Below are 16,897 nucleotides of genomic sequence, written 5' to 3'. Positions count from 1 at the left end.
ACCGGGAAAGAACAGATCCCGAAACCGATTGGAAATCGTTACTCCGGCAGGCGTCCGGGGCACGGCGCCCACACCTCCCGCGCATCGTCGCGCGCCGTCCGCCGGATCCACGCGGTCGACTGTAGAACAACGGCGCTGAGGAGATTGCCAGCCACACTTCCCCGCTGGGCCGCGGCCGGCCGGACAACCATGATCGACGTCTCCGCAATCCCCCCGACGGCTCGAAAAAACGGCATCCCACCACGTTAATCAACGCAATGAAGATCAACTGCGCGGATCGGCGCAACGGTGATCCAACCGACATCTTCGAAAGGTCACATCGGTGAGATCCCTCGCTCGCCGAACCAACAACATCACGTCGTGTGATCACCCGGATCGGCAGCGCGATCAACCTGGGTGAACCGCGGTCAGCACGGCGTCGGGCGTGATCGGCGGCGTGTGCGACCTTCCGGATGTTCCCGCCATCCGGATCAGCCCTCCGTCCCACCCGACCGGGTGAGACGATGAGGCGATGGCCGTGGATCCCGATGCCGCCACCTCGTCCGGCTCACCGTCGGAGGCCGGTAAGTCGCGCGCGGTCAAGAACGCGGTCGTGGCGGTTGCCTTGGCCGTGGCGGTGCTCACCGCGCTGGTGGCCACCGCCTACGTCGACGCCGGAGCGATCCCCGGCCTGCCGCTGCCCGAACCCGCCGTCCGGTACGGGCTGCCCGCGCTGCGGGTGCTGCTTGACCTGGCCGCGGTCGGCACCATCGGCCTGAGCATGCTGCCCAAGCTGCTCGGTGCGGCGCGGCCGAAGCAGGTGGAGCCGGTCCTGAGCCGCGCGCGCCGCGTCTCGGTCATCACGGCACTGGCGTGGATGTGCTTCGCACTGGCGTCGTTGCTGCTGCAGGTGCGCGAACTCGACCCGGGCAGCGCGCTGACCACCACCGCCGTCACCGACTACGTCGTCAGCGTCCCGGCCGGACTGGGCCTGGTGGTCAGCGCCGGAGCCGCGCTGGTTTCGGCGGCGCTGGGACTCGCCGCGCTGAACCACGGCGAGACGATCCCCGCCGAGTTGCGCACGGTCGTGGCGCTGCTCGGCCTGCTGCCGATGCCGCTGACCGGGCACGCGACGGACTGGGAGTACCACCAGTTCAGCATGCTCTCGATCGAGCTGCACGTGGTCGCGGCCGCGCTGTGGACGGGCGGGCTCGCCGCCCTGCTGTTCTTCGTCGCGCCGCGGCGCGGGCTGCTCGCGGTCGCCCTACCGCGCTTCTCGAAGCTGGCGACGGCCGCGCTCGCCACGGTCGCGATCACCGGAGCGTTCAACGGGCTGATGCAGCTGGCCATCACTCCCGGCGTCGGACTCGCGGGGCTGCTGACCACCGGATACGGCGGGCTCGTGCTGCTGAAGACGGCCTGCCTCGTCGCCGTGGCGCTGATCGGGGCGCGGGTCCGGTTCCGCCTGCTGCCCCGCGTCGAGCGGCACCAGAACAGCGCCCTGCTCACCTGGGCGGCGGCGGAGATCGTCGTCATGGCCGTTGCCTACGGCCTCGGCGCCGTCCTCGCCCGCTCCCCAGTCGCCTGACGGCCCGGAGCCCGGGGACTGGCGAAGCCGGAGACCGGTCACCTGGCGAGGGGATGAGACCCGCAGCGTTCTGGCCGCTCAGGGCGTGCTCACTGTTCCGCCCGTGCGCGAGAGCCGTGGCCCGGCTCGCCTCACCCCCGCGCCCGCAGGTGCCGGCGCCGCACCGTCGTCCGCTGGTGGGCGCCGGCGCGGCGCCGCCACCCCGCCCGTCGCCGGCTGCGCCGCGGCTCCGTACCGGAGTCGGCAGGCGCCCGGCGCGGGCGCTGCGCTGGTGGTCGGGCACGGCCCCTGACCCGACCGGGTCAGCGCGGGATGCGCAGGACCTGTCCCACGTAGATGAGGTTCGGGTCCGCGATGCCGTTGACCCTGGCGATCTCCCGCCAGTCGACGCCGAGGCGGGCGCCGATCCCCGAGAGGGTGTCTCCGGGCTGCACGACGTAGGTCTCGGCCGGCGGCGGACCCGGCGGGGGCGGCGGCGGAGCACCCGCTCCGGTGAGCACCGGCAGGTCGACCATCGAGACGTTGAGGTCGGTGTTGCCCGCGATGCCGGGGACCTGGCCGTCCGACGCGTGCTGGTGCATCACCACGCGGTCGGTGAGGTAGCCGGGCTCACCCGGCGGCCGGCCGTAGTGCGCCACCCACAGGAACACGCCGGGGTCCACCCACGAGTCGGTGCCGAGCTTGCCGGCGAACCACGACGTCGAGGCGTAGACGACGACCTCGTGCCTGCCGGTGTGGCCGCGGATCGCGTCGATGAAGCCCTTCACCCACGCCGCCAGGTCCGGCCCGTCGGTCTCGATGTCCAGACAGGGCGGCAGGTTGCCCGCCGCGCTGGAGTTGAGCCGCCCGAGCTGCGCGGCGAAGTCCGCGGCGTCCTGCTGCGGGGAGTTCGTGTCGGGCCGCGCGAAGTGGTACAGCCCGGTGACCATACCGGCGCCGCGTGCCCCTGCGAGCTGGGCGTCCAGCGTCGGGCTGACGTAGCCGATGCCTTCCGTCGCCTTGATGTAGCTGAACGCGTACCCGGCGCCGCGGACCGCGCCCCAGTTCGGCTCACCCTGGTATTTCGCAACATCGATGCCCGGAATGCGCAGCGCCATGCCAACCCCCTGAATTGCTTGCCTTCCCCTGGTCAACCTATCGGAGATCCGCCATCCGGTCGGCCCGCCGTCCGGGTCAAGATCCCCACCCGATTGGTCGACACCGACCCGAAATTGGAGTCGAATGGAACCGTGAGCGTTCACCGACGGGGAGCACCGCGGCCCGATTGGTGACCCCGTTCGGCCCTTGCGTGCGTGAAATGGGTGATCTTCGAATTCGGCGGGAAAAGCACGGACGCGTATGCAACCCGCACCCGGGTCGAACGTCTCCATAAACAGGAGAGCGAACATGACGCGCCCGCCGCGGCGGCGGGGTTTGGGAGGTGGTCATCGTGGCTCTGCGACCTGTGAACAGCGGACGACCCGGCGGCACGGCACGGCTGGGGAAGGCGGGCCTCCGGGCGGTCCAGGCGACCGGAGCGGTGTTAGCGGCGGTGCTGCTGAGCAGTTGTGGGCAGCAGAGCGGCGGCACGAGCGTCCCAGCGCTGCAGAACGCCCAGTCGCCAACGCCACCGGCATCCGCGCCCGCGTCAACACCGTCGAGTGCCACTGCTCCGGCGGCGTCAGCCAGCGGCAAGACCGAGCCACAGGCTCCACAGCCGAAGCCGCAGAACGCGAGCTCGCAGCGCTGCCACACCTCGATGCTGTCCGGCAGCCTCCAGCCCGGCGAGCCGGGAGCCGGGCAGCGCTACGCCGAGCTGGTGCTGACCAACACCAGCGGCGAGACGTGCAACCTCTACGGCTACGGGGGCCTGCAGCTCATCGGCGCCGACGGCCGTCCGCTGCCCACGGACCTCAAGCGCACGCCGGACCCCGGTCCGACGCTGATCCGGCTCGCGCCTGGCAAGTCCGCCAGCGCGACGCTGCACTGGACCGCCGTGCCGCACGAGGGCGAGCCGACCGACGGGCAATGCCAGCCGACCCCGGTGCGTGCCGAGGTGATCCCGCCCGACGAGACCGACCCGCTGAGCGTGACGTGGGACCTGGGCGAGGTCTGCGGCTTCGGCTCCATCGACGGCACGGCATACCACTCCTGACCAGCTAAGACGAAGCTGCTCAGGGGCCGGGGCGACGACCGCGCGCCCGGCTGCGGTGCCAAGGCGGCGCAGCCGGGCAGCCGGGCAGCCGGGCAGCCGGGCAGCCGGGCAGCCGGGCAGCCGGGCAGCCGGGCAGCCGGGCAGCCGGGACGAGGGTGCTCGTCGCGGCCGGGGGATCGGTGGGGGGGGCACTGGGCGGACCGGCCCGCAGCGACCGCCGCCGCCCGCTCCCCCTTCATCCCGGCGTCCACCTGCGACTACGACCCGCGGACCTGGGTGTCCGGTGAAATGCTGGCCGCGAGCCCCCGGTCTGTGCTGGGGTGTGGCCATGGTCGAGCCGACAGCACGAGAAGTCACGGTCCCCAGCGGCAGCCTCGCGGTCCGGACCTGGTCCGCGGCCGCCCCGAGGTGGGTCGCGCTGCTCGCCCACGGATACGGCGAGCATTCCGGGCGCTACCAGTGGGTCGCGCAGCAGTTGGTGGGCGCCGGGGCCTTCGTCTGCGCTCCCGACCACGTGGGCCACGGCAACTCGCCCGGCGAACGCGTCCTGTTCTCCGACGCCGACGACGTCGTGGCCGACCTCGAGGCGGTGCGGCAGGAGATCTCCGCCGAGCACCCCGAGCTGCCCGTCGTCCTCATCGGACACTCGCTCGGCGGGATGTTCGCCGCCCGCTACGCGCAACTGCACCAGGACGAGCTGGCCGCGGTGGTCCTCTGCGCCCCGGTGCTGGGCACCTGGCACGCACTGGATCTGCTTGAGGCCGAGGAGATCCCCGAGACGCCGATCGACCCGGCGACGCTCTCCCGCGACCCGCAGGTCGGCCGCGACTACGCCGACGACCCGCTGGTCTGGCACGGGGCGTTCAAGCGGACGACGCTCGCCGCGATCGACGAGTGCCTGACCCGGATCAACGAGGGTGTCACGCTGCGGGTGCCCGCGCTGTGGATCCACGGCGAGGACGACGAGCTGGTCCCCGAGGCCGACACCCGCACCGGGATCGACCGGATCCGGGGCTACGAGTTCCACGAGCACATCTACCCGGGCGGCCGCCACGAGCTCTTCAACGAGACGAACAAGGCCGAGGTGATGGGCGACGTGCTCACCTTCGTCGGTCGCGAGCTGAACACCTGATCAGCCGAACCCCCTCACTGTTATCACTGGATTCGATCAACGATCAGTGATGTCGGATGCGATCCGTCAGCAGAACCAGCGATCACTTGCGTCACCCGCGCGGGTGGTGATTGCCGCGTACCCGGTTGCAGGCCACTGACCTCGGATGCAGCGTGAGATCAGCGGCGCACGGCGTGTCGGGGGGCGCACCGGAGCGGTTCCCGGCGACGCGTGCGCGCGAGATTCCGAGGGGGTTGGCGATGGACGTCGAACGCGCGCAGGACCTGATCGGCACGGCGGTCTACGACCGCAGCGGCGTGAAGATCGGCCGGGTCGGCAACGTGTACGTGCACGACTCCACCCACCAGCCCGAGTGGGTGACCGTCCGATGTGGCTTCCTGGGCAGCCGGGAGACCTTCGTGCCGCTGAACGGGGCCTCGACCGAGGAGGACAGGATCGACGTCAGCGTGTCCAAGGACATGGTGAAGTTCGCTCCTCGCGTCGCGGCCGAACACGGCCACCTCTCCGACGAGGAGGGGCGCGACCTCTACAGCCACTACGGCATCAGCGAGCTGCCCGGGGCGGAGACCACGGGCGCGCCCGGCGCTGGCCAGACCAGCGGAGACGCGAAGACGACGACCGGACGCCACCGCAGGCACGACGGCTAGAGGGCCGGGCAGCCCCTTCCGGCCCGCGCGGGCGCATGAGTGGGGCGGGAGCACGCGGGCGGACGGAGCGGGCGCGGGCGGGCGTGAGCGGAGCGGGGGCTCTCGCTGTTCGCGGAGCGGAGCGAGGGCTCGCTTCGCGGAGCGGAGCGGGGCGCTCGTCGTCCGCGAGCGGAGCGGGGCGCTCGTCGTTCCCGGAGGGGCGGCGGGCGCACTTCGCCGTGATCGAGTGTCGCGCATTCGAGGTCGCCCGATGAGCGCGGCCAATTGCCGCATGACTCCTCGCGGTACTGGAAAGTCGGTGCCGATTTCCGGCACCGTTCAGCAGCGGACCCGTGTCGGTCTCGCAACACTCCCGGGGGCCGGCGCCGCATTGATCCCATGTCGAATATGTGCAGTGCGCGGGAAATTCAGACGTGCGAAATGGCGGATGGTCGTTGACCTGCCTTTCAAACGACGCTCGATGAAGCGGGGACGCACTCGCGGAGTGTCACGGGGACAAGTGCTCACCTCTCCCGCGGGAGAGCGGCCCGAACACAGCAGACGGCGGTCCGGCCCGCCAACGCCGTCGGCGCGGCCGCCTGGCTGGTCCAGCCACACGTGCGCGGACCACTGCCCGAGCGCTCACCACGCGGACCGGCACCATCCGGCTCGTGGACCTGTGCTCCCGGCCCCGCCCGTTGCGTTCCAGGCTCTCGGACCCGCCCGGCCGCGCCGGCGAGGCCGGGCGGCGCCCACCGCCGCTGCCGCGTGGACGCGGCCAGAGTGATGTTCACCTGTTCAACTGTTCGCATCCGCGCTGGCATGGGGAACAATGCGTCCCGCGATGTCTGAAAACACCGAGCTGGAGCTCCTCATCACCGTCGTGGTCAGCGCCGAGGACGAGCGCGCCGCGCGCGACGCCTGCCGCGGGCTCGTGCGGCGCCTCGACGGCCGGATCGTGGAGTCCGGCGACTGCTCCGACGAGGAACCCGGCTGCTGGTCGGTGACCATCAGCCGGCCCGGCGACGCTTCCGGCACCGGGCCGGGCGCGCTGTCGCGCGCGGTCCGGACGTTCCTGCGCGAACTCGGTCCGGACTACGGCCGCCACCGGGTCTCCTGCGAGCCGCCGACCGCCTGGACCGTGGTCGACAACCCCGAGCTCGTCGGCGACCTCGTCACCGGCGGCGAGCGGATGCTGGTCGAGGCTTGGACGGGCGGTTTCGCCGCGTTCGACTCCTTCGACCCGCTCGACGACCCCGACGAGCCGATGCCGGAACCGGACCCGGGGCCGAGCGAGCTGGACGAGCACGGCAGGCGGCGGCCCCGGCTCGCGCTGCTGGTAGACGTCGTCACCGAACGCCGGGCGGGCGCGGAGTGGCCCGCCCGGGCGCTGGCGAGCAGGCTCTCGCGCAACGCGGTCATCGTCGACTGGGCCGAACGCCCGCCGATGGTGCGCGTCGAGCTCGACCTCGGCCCCGCGATCGGAGAGCCGCCGGAGATCGTGACCAACGCGATCGCCCAGCTCGGCGGCAGCGGCTGGTCGCGGCTGCGGGTGGACGGCCCCCGCGCGATGGCCCGTTGGTCGGCCGCCCCCACTCCGCCATCCGGTATAGCCGCGATCGAGCTGTCGGCCGCCGCGGACACCGCGAATGCGGACTGACTCCACAGTGGACATGTAGAAACATGCTCATATATCTGGGAAGTCGCTGACCTCGGTTGCGACTTCCCGGCGACCTGCCTGCGCATCTCTGCGGCCAGGGCGCTAACTTGTGCAACGGTAAACGAGTTCTTCTCCCCATCCCATTGCACCGGAGGATCGCGAAAAACATGGCAGGCGTGGAAGAGGTTCGCGCGGGTATCGCCCTGGCCAGCCAGAAGGCGTCGGAGAGCATCGCCGCCCTGCAACAGGCGACCCTCGCCCTCGAGGAGGCGCAGCAGGCACTGGCGAACGCGACCCAGGGCAGCAGCCAGGAGGAGATCCAGCACGCGACCGGCATGCTGGCCGAAGCCGCACACAGCCTGACCGGGGTGCAGGGAACGATCAACGCGAGCATCTCCTCCGCCGAGGGCTACGCGGGGCGGCTGTAGCTCATGTCCGTGGCTGAACTCATCGCGGCGCTGAACGAGGTCGAGGACCGCCTGGAGCTGGCGCAGGGCCAGCTCGCCCGCGGCAGGCGGTCGCTGGGCGAAGCCCAGGACGCGCTGGCCCGGCTCGATCCGGAGCACCCGGAGACGGTGGTCCCGCCCGGGCTGGGCCGGGCCGACGACCAGATCGAGCGGACGCAGGGCCTTGTCGAGCACACACTCGACGCGCTGCGCGGCTTCGTCACCCGGCTCTAGACACGGACCGCGGCGGCCTGCGGGTGCCGTCGACACCGCGGCGGCAAGACTCCGGCGGAGCACTGGACACCGCATTCGGCCGGCATGGCGGACGTGATCGTGCCTGGTGGCGGGCGCACCGACGCCGACTGCGGCGCCGTCCGGAAGCCGAAAGCCGCCCGGCGGGCGGGAAATCCGCCGTCCCGCACTGCGGAAGCCGGGCGTCCGCACCGCGGACACGACTGCTGCTCGCCCAACCGACGGGTGGTACTTTGCTCACGGTCGGTAACCCATGTTCCGAGGTGGGGAGTGCGTAAACGCAGCGAGCGCCGAAGCCGCATCGAAGCGGCCTTCGCGCGCCTGAGGTCGAGCGTCGCCACCGCACTCGGAGCCGCCGAGAACGAACGCCGCCGCATCCACGCCGACTGCGCGCAGCGCGAGTTCGCCCTGCGGATCGCCCAGATCGGCGTCGCCGAAGCCGCCCGCGACCCGTCGCGGGTCGAGGGCGCGCCGAGCCCCGCGTTCGACGCCGCGATGACCGAGGCGACGCTGGAGCGCGACGAGATCTACGCCGAGTGGACCGCCAGCGGTCCGGCGGAGCTGACCGCGCTCGCCGAAGCCGCCGCTCCCGGCTCCGCCGGGCGGCCGTGGGAGGAGTGGCTCGGCTGGGTCGGCACCGCCGACCTGTCCTCCCCCGCCCCGGAGCTGTGGCACATCGGCACCGCCCAGGTGCCGGATTCCCCCGCGCCGCAACCGTTCCCGGCCGCGGTACCGCTGCTCGACGAGTCGCACCTGCGGATCACCACGCGGCCGGGCACCCGCGAGACCGCCGAGGCGCTGGTGCAGAACCTGCTGCTGCGGGTGCTCGGGCACTTCCAGCCCGGCCTGGTCCGGGTGCACGTCTGGGACGTCGCCCAGCTCACCGGCACGCTGCCCGGCCTGTACCCGCTGACCCGGGCCGGAGTGCTCACCGCGCACGACCCGACGCGGCTGGACGAGATGCTCGATGCGCTGTCGGACCACATTCGCCGCATCCACACAAGCGCGCTGCTCGGCGGTCACACCTCGCTGCGGGCGCTGGCCGCCGAGACCGGGCACCGCAGCGAACCCTGGCGGATCGCGGTGCTCCTCGGCGACGGCCAGCCGCTGCGCGAGGAACAGCAACAGCAGTTGCAGCGGATCGCCCGCAACGGCCTGGCCTGCGGGATCCAGCTCGTCATCGTCGACCTGCCGCTGACGGTCAACAGCGCGATCGAGTCGGTCACGCTGATCGACCCCGACCACGCGCGGTGCAGCATGACCGGGCCCGAGGCGGTGATCCGGCTGGAGGAGTCGCCGCCGGGCAACACCGTCACCAAGGCGTGTTCGTCGATCGCGGAGGCGTTCCTGGCCCGCCGGGCGCGGGTGCGGACGTTCGAGGACCTGGTGCCCGAGCAGTTGTGGACCCAGCGCTCGACGTCCGGCCTGCACGCCCCGGTCGGCTTCTCCGAGGGCGAGCCGGTGTGCGTGACGCTCGGCGACGCGAGCCCGCACACGCTGATCGGCGGCCCGAGCGGTTCGGGCAAGACGAACTTCCTCTACGGGATGCTCGGCGGGATGGCGGCCCGCTACTCCCCCGACGAGCTCGAGCTCTACCTGCTCGACTTCAAGGAAGGCGTGTCGTTCGCCCAGTTCACGCCAGGCAAGCGGGACCCGAGCTGGCTGCCGCACGCGCAGCTCGTCGGGGTCAACGTCAACGCGGACCGCGAGTTCGGGCTGGCGCTGCTGCGGTTCCTGTCGGCGGAGATGCGGCGCCGCGCCGACGCGGCGAAGGAGCACGAGGTCACCAAGCTGGAAGAGCTGCGCGCCGAGGACCCGGACGGCCGCTGGCCACGGATCGTGGCGGTGATCGACGAGTTCCAGTACCTGTTCGCCGAGCGCGACACGGTGTCCAGCCAGGCCACGACGCTGCTGGAGGACGTCGCGCGACGCGGCCGGTCGCAGGGCATCCACCTGGTGCTGGCCAGTCAGGACGTCTCCGGCATCGAGGCGTTCTGGGGCAAGCCGGCGATCTTCGAGCAGTTCATCCTGCGCATCGCGCTGCCGAAGGCGCGGCGGGTGCTCACCGAGCAGAACACCGCCGCGATCGAGCTGCCGCGCTGGCACGCGGTGGTCAACCACGAGTCGGGCGTCAAGCACGGCAACGAGATCGCCCGGATTCCCGACGCCACCGCCAAGCACACCTTCGACGACCTGCAGCTCAAGCTCTGGGAGCAGCGTGATCCCGCCGCCGCGCCGCCCCGGTTGTTCGACGGCTCGCACCTTCCCTCGCTGGCCGGGCTCGGCGACTACCGCGGGCTGCATCCGACCGGTGCCGCGCCGAAGGCGCTGCTCGGGCAGGTCATCGACGTCGACGGCACGGCGGCCGCGGTCGAGCTGGCCCGCTCGCCCGGACGCAACATCGCGGTGATCGGCTCGGTCCGGGTCGACGCCGCCAGCGTGCTGGGCGCGGCGGCGCTGTCGCTCGCGCGCCAGCACGAGCCCGGCGGAATCCGCTTCACCGTCGCGGAACTGGTCGACGAGGCGCACGAGGACGTCCGCGCACTGGTCGGGGCGCTGCGCGACGAGGGCCACGAGGTGGAGGTGATCGGGCTGGACGGCATCGAGGCGGCGGTGACCTCGCTGGCCGACACCGTCGACCAGCGCAGCGCATCGTCGGAGGCCGTCCCGGTGCCGCACTGCCTGCTCCTCTACGCCGCCGACGCCGCGCAGACCGTCCTGGAGCGCAAGGACCCGCAGACCCGCGCCAGCGCGCTCGACCACCTGCGCAAGGTGCTCAAGCAGGGCCCGGAGCTGCGCATCCACGTGATCGGCTGGTGGCGCAGCGCGCAGCGGGTGAAGAACACCCTCGGCATGGGGCCGGTCGACGACATCGGCGCCTGGGTCGCCTTCGACGTGCACGGCCAGGAGTTGCAGGCATTCGCGGCGGGACAGGTCGTCAACTGGTCGCCGCGCGCCCGCCGCGGGCTTTTCTTCGACCGCTCGAAGCACTCGCGCCCCGAGGTGGTCCTGCCGTTCGACCTCGCAGGCACCGCCGTGCCCGAGGTCCCCGCGCAGCGGTCGACCGACGAGAGCAGGGAGGAAGCCGGTGACTGAGCAGGTGCCCGCCTCGGTGCGGTACAAGGAGCTCTCCGCCGCGGCCACAACCGCCGCGCAGCGGATGCGCAGGCACGAGCAGGACAAGGCCGCCGAGCTGGAGGAGTCGGTGACCCGCGGCAACAGCCGCAAGGAGGAGGCCGACCAGCAGCGCGAGCAGGTTGAGAAGGACGTGCGGACCCGCTGGACCCTGGCGCTGGAGGCGCTGTGGGACGAGCGGTGGCTGAAGGTCAGCAGCCTCCCGGACCCGGACCTGTCCGCACCGCCGGCCACCCCCGAGGAGTCGCGCCGCGCGGTCCAGGACGCCTTCCTCGAACTGCACGACGCGCTGGACAAGCCGCGCTGGTCGGCCGGTTCCCTGCTGCGCCGCAAGAGCGGCTGACCTGCTGCGCGGGAGCGACCCGCCGGGTGTGACGAGCTCAGATCATTGAAGCGGCACGGCCGCTTGGCCCACCCCCGCCACCGGACGGCACGCGAGGTGAGTCCAAGGACAGCGTCAGACCGACGCCATCTGCGTCGTCGTGATCGCGCCGTCCATCTCCTCCCGGATGATGTCGGCGTGCCCGCTGTGGTGCGCGGTCTCCCGGATCAGGTGCAGCATGATGCGGCGCGGCGACCAGAAGACCGGATCCGGCGCCCACGGGGCGGGCGGGAGCTGGATCCGGCGGCTGAGGTCCGGCGTCGCCATCAGCGCCTGCTCGGTCTCGCGGGCAGCCGCGGCGTAGTCGTCGAGGATTCCGGCCAGCGTTTCTCCCTCGACCACCCGGTACTGGTCGGTGTCCATCACGAGCTCGGGTTCCTGCCCGGTCATGATCTGCATCCAGTACCGCTCGACCCGCGTGACGTGCTTGATGATCCCGCCGAGGGTCAGCTCGCTGGCCGTGGTGCGGGTACCCGCCTGCTCGTCGGTGATCCCGCGCAGGGGGATCAGCAGGAAACCGCGCTGCTCTCCGAGCGTGGCGAGGATGTCGTCGCGCTCGTCGGCAGGGGCGTTGTTCGAGGTCGTCATGGGTGTTTCGCCTTCCGTTCGGTCGTTCTGGAGCGACCATATGAACGATGTAGGCCCAATCGTGTCCTAGATCAGAACCAATGCCGCGCGAAAGGTGCGAGCCGCTGGGCCACCGGCCGGGGTACTAGCCTGGACACGCTGTCCGAGGCCGGTGGGACGGCTGGTGAGCGGCCTTTCCGGCGGGCCCGGCAACGCCCGCTCGCCGGACTCGGAACCCAGGAGGCGCGATGGCCGGGGCTCGCCCCACGATCGCCGACGTGGCGCGCGAAGCAGGCGTGTCCAGGACGACCGTCTCGCACGCGCTCAACGGCATCGGCAAGGTCGACCCGAGGACCCGCGAGCGGGTGCAGCGGGTCGCCGCCGAGCTCGGGTACCGGCCGAGCCTGCGGGCCCAGCGGTTGCGCCGGGGCGAGTCGCGCACGATCGGGCTCGTCTCGTCGATGCCGTTCGCCGTCGCCGGTGGCCCGTCGCGGCTCGGGTTCTTCATGGAGGTCGCCGCCGCCGCGGCGGAGTCGGCTCTGATGCACGGTTTCGCGCTGGTGCTGGTGCCACCGGTGGAGGCCGATCCGCCGCTCGACTCGCTCGACATCGACGGGGCGATCGTGGTCGAGCCCGACGCCGACGACAGCGCCACCAAGCGGCTGCGCGACCGCGGGCTACCGATCGTCGCGGTGGGCAGGCAGCCGGGCACCGACCTGCCGCACGTCGACCTGCACGCGGCCGCGGTGGTCCGGCTGCTGCTGGAGCACCTGCGAGAGCAGGGCGGGCGGCGAATCGCGCTACTGGTCGGCAGCGCCCGCCGCCACTCCTACGTGGACGCCGCGAAGGAGTACCGGAGCTTCGCCCGCGAGCACGGGATGCCGGAGCTGGTCGTGCTCGCCGAGGAGTCCGGCGGCGCGGAGGCCGGCTACGCGGCCTGCGCCGACCTCCTCGACCGCCACCCCGGCGTCGACGCCGTCTGCGCCACCGTCGACGCCTTCGCGGTCGGGGCCGTCCGCGCGCTGGCCGACCGGGGGCTGCGCGTCCCGGACGACGTCATGGTCGCCACCCGCTACGACGGCCTGCGCGCCCGCACGTGCGACCCGCCGCTGACCGCCGTCGACCTGCACCTCGGTCAGGCCGCGGAGGGTGCGGTGTCTGTGCTGCTGGCCGAGTTGCGACGCGGGCCGGCGCGCGGCGAGGCGGCACCGGAAGTCTCGGTGCCGCCTCCGGTGCTCGTACCGCGGGCCTCCTCCCTGCGGCGCTGAGGCGGTCCCGCTCAGGCGAAGAGCAGCACCACGCCGGAGACGATCGCGAAGACCTGCACGAGCAGGCGCATCAGCCTGCCGTCGAGCCGGTGGTGCACGAACCGGCTGAGCAGCGCGCCGAGCGCCACCGCGGGCAGGAGCAACAGCGCCAGCCACAGTTGCTCGGCCCGGATGCGCCCGGTGGCCAGCAGCACGGCGACCGAGATCAGCTCGCCCGCCAGGAAGCAGACCGCGACCGTCGAGCGCAGCACCGGCGCCGGGCTGTGCTGGTAGACCAGCGCGAGCGGCGGCCCGCCCACCCCGGTCGCGGTCTCGGTGACCCCGGTGACCGCCCCCGCCGTCAGGAACGCCGCACGCCCCGGGCTGAAGCTCGGCGCCAGCAGCGTGACCACGGCGGCCAGCACGGTCGAGGCGCCGACGAGCAGGTTGAGCTGCGCGAGCGGGATGGCCGCCAGCACCCACAGCCCGCCGAACGTGCCCGCGAAGCGCCCGGCGGTGATCCAGCCCGCGCCGGTGCGGTCCAGGCTGCCGCGCTCGCGCCCCGCGACGTAGAGGTTGAGCGGAATCATCAGCACCAGCAGCAGGACCGGCAGCAGCGACGGCTCGACCAGCCCGACGACCGGCGCGACGATCAGGGCGAACCCGACTCCGGTGGCACCCTGCACGAAAGCGGCCGCGGTGACGGCGACCGCGACGAGCACCAGGAAACCGATGCTCACGCGTCCTCCTCCCGGCACCCGGTGGAAAGCGGGTGGATCTTGCGCAACGGGGCTCGCGCCACGACCTCCCGGCCGGTCTTCGCGGCCTCCTCGATCAGTTCGCGGCCGTCCCAGTCAACCGGCCAGCCCCGCCACAGCCGTAGCCGCCCCGCGACCACCACGGCGGTGATCTGGTCGCGGTTGGCCAGCCGGACCAGCTCCCACGGCAGGTCCCACGACGGGCACAGCTCCGGCACCCGCAGGTCGACCAGCAGGAAGTCGGCGGCCCGGCCCGCCTCGACGGTGCCGGTCACCGACCCGAGCCCGACCGCGTCGGCGCCACCGGCGGTCGCGTGCCGCAACCATGTCAGCCCGCCACCGCACGACGAGTCCCCGTTGTGCAGGCCGAAGGCGAACCGCTGCGCGAGCTCGGCGGCGTCGGTGAGGCGGAAGCCGTCGCCGCGGGTGCCGTCGGTGCCCAGCCCGAAGCGGACGCCCGACTCCGCCATCAGCGCGGCCGGGGCGACCGCGTTGCCCTTCCAGCCGCTGGCCACCGGGTTGTAGCTGACGGCGGCGCCGCTGTCGGCGAGCAGCCGCAGCTCGCCGGGGGTCAGCATGGTCGCGTGCGCGGCGAGCGTCTGCGGACCGAGCGCCCGGACGTCGTACAGGTGCTCCAGCGGACGCCTGCCGTGCCGCTCCAGGGACCGCTCGACGGAGGCCAGGTGCTCGTTGACGTGGATCTGGAACACCGCACCGGCCTCGGCGCACAACCGGGAGACCGCGTGCAGCACCTCGTCCTCGGCGGCCTCCGCGATCGGGATCGCCAGCGACGGGTGGACCAGGTCGGCGGACTCCCAGCGGGAGAGGTGGCGTTCACCGTCGGCGGGTTCGAAGCACACCTCCCCCAGCACGCAGCGGATTCCCGCGTCGGCCGCGGCGTCGGCCACCACGCCGACGTCCACGCGCGCCCTCGTGCCCGCCTCTGCGACGGTGGTGAAGCCGCCGCGCAGGGCTTCGAGGGCCGCCAGCTTGGCCGCGACGTAGGCGGACTCCGGGTCGAGCTCCTGCTCCAGCGGCACCCAGATCCGCCGGAAGATCTCCGACGGCTCGCCGAACGCCAGGGCCTTGCCGAAGCTCTGCGTCAAGTGGTGGTGGGCGTCCACGAAACCCGGCATGAGCAGGTGGCCGTCGAGGCGCACCGGGTCGAGCTCCGCGTACGCCTCGACCAGCTCGGCGGCCGGGCCGACCGCGCGGAACACGCCGTCGGCGACGACCACCGCGTGGTCGCGCACCGGGCCGTCAGGCAGCAGCACCACCTCGGGCAGCAGCAGGAGGTCGCGTGCTTGCAGCAGATCACGTTGCGGCGCGGTCATTTTCCCGTTTCTCGGTAGCGGCCCCGAAGCGGGGCAGGTGGTGGAACAACAGGTTGAGCCCGGCGGCGACGAACGCGCCGACCGCGACCCCGCTCTCCAGCAGCATCGCGAGGTTCGACGGAAGTGCCTGGTAGAGGCCGGAAAGGAGGCTCGGCAGCAGCCCGGCCGACAGCGCCACGGCGACGATCACCACGTTGGCGTGGTCGGCGAAGTCGGCCTTGGCCAGCATCTGCACTCCGAGCACGGCGATGATGGCGAACACGACGATCGCGGTCCCGCCGACCACGGCCGGGGGCACGGCGTTGACCAGGTGCGCGATCGGCGTGAACACGCCGATGAGCACCAGCAGCACGCCCGCGATGACGGTGACGAACCGGCTGCGGACCCCGGTCACCCGCACGATGCCGACGTTCTCGCCGCTGGTGACCATCAGCGAGGTGCCGAACAGGCCGCCGAGCAGCGAGACCAGCGCGTCGCCCCGGATCGTCCTCGGCACGTCGCGGCGGACGTCGATCTCCTTGCCGACGATCTCGCCGTTGAGCACGGTCTGGCCGGTCGCCTCGGCCATCGAGGCCAGCGCGAAGATCATCAGCGGCAGCGCGGCGACCAGGTCGAACTCCGGCGGGCCGAAGGGCAGCGGGCTCGGCAGGCTCACCACGGCGGTCCGGTCGAGCCCTTCGACGTGCACGGCGCCGAGCAAGGCGGCCAGCGCGGTGCCTGCCAGCAGGCCGAACACGACAGCGAGCTGGCGCAGCACCCCGCCGAGGAAGCGGAAGCACAGGACGGTGAACGCGACGGTGGCGAACCCGAGCAGGAGGTTGCGCGGGTCGCCGAAGCCCGGAGTTCCCGGCTTGCCGACGACCAGCACGCCACCGGCCTTCACCAGCGTCACGCCGATGATCACGATCATCGTGCCGATCACGATCGACGGGAAGAAGCGCAGCAGGCGGGCGAACAGCGGCAGCGCGACGAAGTAGCACAGGCCGGTCAGGATCACCGCGCCGGACGCCGTGGGCAGGCCGTGCTCCTCGGCGATCGCGATGAACAGCACGACCGGCGCGCCGCCGGGCAGCATCACGAACGGCAGCCGGGCGCCGAACTTCCACGGTCCCAGCGACTGCACCAGGGTGCCGACGCCGGAGAGCACGAACGTCGCCGACAGGAGCCGGACCGTGAGGTCGGGGTCGAGCCCGAGGGTCTTGCTGACCAGGAAGACGCTGGAGATGGGGCTCGCGGCCATCACCAGGACGTGCTGCAGGCCGAACGGGATCAGCCTGGACAGCGGGCGGAACTCATCGACGGGGTGTGTTGCGGGCACAGGGGCCTCCCTGCGGGAAGGGCTGACGGAGCAACGCAGCGCGGACCGCGGGTGTCGGCCCCCGTGAGGTCATCACCAGGGCCAAATCGATTTGGCCATCGATGCAGCGGAAGTATTGTGAGTCGTCCCGGCCCTGTCAAGGGGTCGGGCTTTGCCGGGCCGGTGGCGGGTGATTGTCGGACGGGTCCGTGGACGCCAGTGGTGGGGGTTGCGCGGGCATCGGGGCGGGCGCCGCGAGAGCGCGGTGGCGGCCCGGCAGCGGTGGGACGGCGCGCCGGGAGCGCGAACGGCACGGACCCGGCACGCCGGGCGCGGGTCAAGCCCGACGACGAGTGCGGC

The 16,897-nt window shown here is 72.3% G+C and carries 15 protein-coding genes; 10 read left to right on the top strand and 5 right to left on the bottom strand.

The window, feature by feature from the left end; genetic code table 11:
* The first annotated feature begins 511 nt into the window (after nt 1–511).
* Nucleotides 512–1,567 carry a copper resistance D family protein gene (locus tag HUO13_RS03590; RefSeq protein WP_211900078.1) on the top strand — a complete coding sequence of 352 codons (1,056 nt, stop codon included), beginning with the start codon at nt 512–514 and terminating at the stop codon, nt 1,565–1,567.
* 302 nt (nt 1,568–1,869) lie between these two features.
* Here HUO13_RS03590 and HUO13_RS03585 read toward each other — a convergent pair whose 3' ends face one another.
* A complete protein-coding gene (locus HUO13_RS03585; RefSeq protein WP_211900077.1) occupies nt 1,870–2,664 on the bottom strand; it encodes a GH25 family lysozyme in 795 nt (264 codons plus the stop codon).
* Between the two features lie 641 nt (nt 2,665–3,305).
* Here HUO13_RS03585 and HUO13_RS37265 point away from each other — a divergent pair.
* From HUO13_RS37265 to HUO13_RS03545, 8 genes are all read left to right on the top strand, one after another.
* Entirely contained in the window at nt 3,306–3,701 is a 396-nt protein-coding gene (locus HUO13_RS37265) for a DUF4232 domain-containing protein (protein ID WP_249124424.1), read from the top strand.
* A 328-nt stretch (nt 3,702–4,029) separates the two neighbouring features.
* Complete coding sequence (locus HUO13_RS03575; RefSeq protein ID WP_211900076.1) at nt 4,030–4,833, top strand: alpha/beta hydrolase; 804 nt, start codon at nt 4,030–4,032, stop codon at nt 4,831–4,833.
* Nucleotides 4,834–5,072: 239 nt separating this feature from the next.
* Nucleotides 5,073–5,480 carry a PRC-barrel domain-containing protein gene (locus HUO13_RS03570; protein WP_211900075.1) on the top strand — a complete coding sequence of 136 codons (408 nt, stop codon included), beginning with the start codon at nt 5,073–5,075 and terminating at the stop codon, nt 5,478–5,480.
* An 823-nt stretch (nt 5,481–6,303) separates the two neighbouring features.
* Nucleotides 6,304–7,119 (top strand): hypothetical protein, encoded by an 816-nt coding sequence (locus tag HUO13_RS03565; RefSeq protein ID WP_211900074.1) that lies wholly within the window; start codon nt 6,304–6,306, stop codon nt 7,117–7,119.
* A gap of 167 nt (nt 7,120–7,286) precedes the next feature.
* Nucleotides 7,287–7,547, top strand: coding sequence for a hypothetical protein (locus tag HUO13_RS03560; RefSeq protein WP_011873122.1), 261 nt, complete (start codon nt 7,287–7,289; stop codon nt 7,545–7,547).
* 3 nt (nt 7,548–7,550) lie between these two features.
* On the top strand, nt 7,551–7,799 hold the full coding sequence (locus tag HUO13_RS03555) for a hypothetical protein (RefSeq protein WP_211900073.1): 249 nt from the start codon (nt 7,551–7,553) through the stop codon (nt 7,797–7,799).
* Nucleotides 7,800–8,087: 288 nt separating this feature from the next.
* Nucleotides 8,088–10,913: an FtsK/SpoIIIE domain-containing protein gene (locus HUO13_RS03550; protein WP_211900072.1), complete on the top strand. Its 2,826-nt coding sequence runs from the start codon at nt 8,088–8,090 to the stop codon at nt 10,911–10,913.
* Nucleotides 10,906–11,295 carry a hypothetical protein gene (locus tag HUO13_RS03545; RefSeq protein WP_211900071.1) on the top strand — a complete coding sequence of 130 codons (390 nt, stop codon included), beginning with the start codon at nt 10,906–10,908 and terminating at the stop codon, nt 11,293–11,295. Before HUO13_RS03550 ends, HUO13_RS03545 begins: the two co-directional genes overlap by 8 nt.
* A 114-nt stretch (nt 11,296–11,409) precedes the next feature.
* Here HUO13_RS03545 and HUO13_RS03540 read toward each other — a convergent pair whose 3' ends face one another.
* On the bottom strand, nt 11,410–11,922 hold the full coding sequence (locus HUO13_RS03540; protein WP_211900070.1) for a DinB family protein: 513 nt from the start codon (nt 11,920–11,922) through the stop codon (nt 11,410–11,412).
* Nucleotides 11,923–12,149: 227 nt separating this feature from the next.
* On the opposite strand from HUO13_RS03540, the gene HUO13_RS03535 reads away from it, so the two are divergent.
* Nucleotides 12,150–13,169 (top strand): LacI family DNA-binding transcriptional regulator, encoded by a 1,020-nt coding sequence (locus tag HUO13_RS03535; RefSeq protein WP_211900069.1) that lies wholly within the window; start codon nt 12,150–12,152, stop codon nt 13,167–13,169.
* An 11-nt stretch (nt 13,170–13,180) separates the two neighbouring features.
* Here the strand turns inward: HUO13_RS03535 and HUO13_RS03530 are convergent, their stop codons facing one another.
* Genes HUO13_RS03530 through HUO13_RS03520 form a run of 3 tightly spaced genes read right to left on the bottom strand, consistent with a single transcriptional unit; the run spans nt 13,181 to nt 16,558 of the window.
* Nucleotides 13,181–13,888, bottom strand: a complete 708-nt coding sequence (locus tag HUO13_RS03530) for a sulfite exporter TauE/SafE family protein (RefSeq protein WP_211900068.1) — start codon at nt 13,886–13,888, stop codon at nt 13,181–13,183.
* Entirely contained in the window at nt 13,885–15,240 is a 1,356-nt protein-coding gene (locus HUO13_RS03525; protein WP_211900067.1) for an amidohydrolase family protein, read from the bottom strand. The genes HUO13_RS03530 and HUO13_RS03525 overlap by 4 nt, the downstream gene beginning before the upstream one ends.
* The gene (locus HUO13_RS03520; protein WP_211900066.1) at nt 15,221–16,558 is read right to left on the bottom strand and encodes a uracil-xanthine permease family protein; all 1,338 of its coding nucleotides are present in this window, start codon (nt 16,556–16,558) and stop codon (nt 15,221–15,223) included. Before HUO13_RS03520 ends, HUO13_RS03525 begins: the two co-directional genes overlap by 20 nt.
* Nucleotides 16,559–16,897: the final 339 nt, after the last annotated feature.

The organism is Saccharopolyspora erythraea (assembly GCF_018141105.1).
GTDB classification, from domain to species: Bacteria; Actinomycetota; Actinomycetes; order Mycobacteriales; family Pseudonocardiaceae; genus Saccharopolyspora_D; species Saccharopolyspora_D erythraea_A.
Note: the sequence above shows the minus strand (reverse complement) of the source record. Positions and strands in the feature narration are given on the sequence as shown.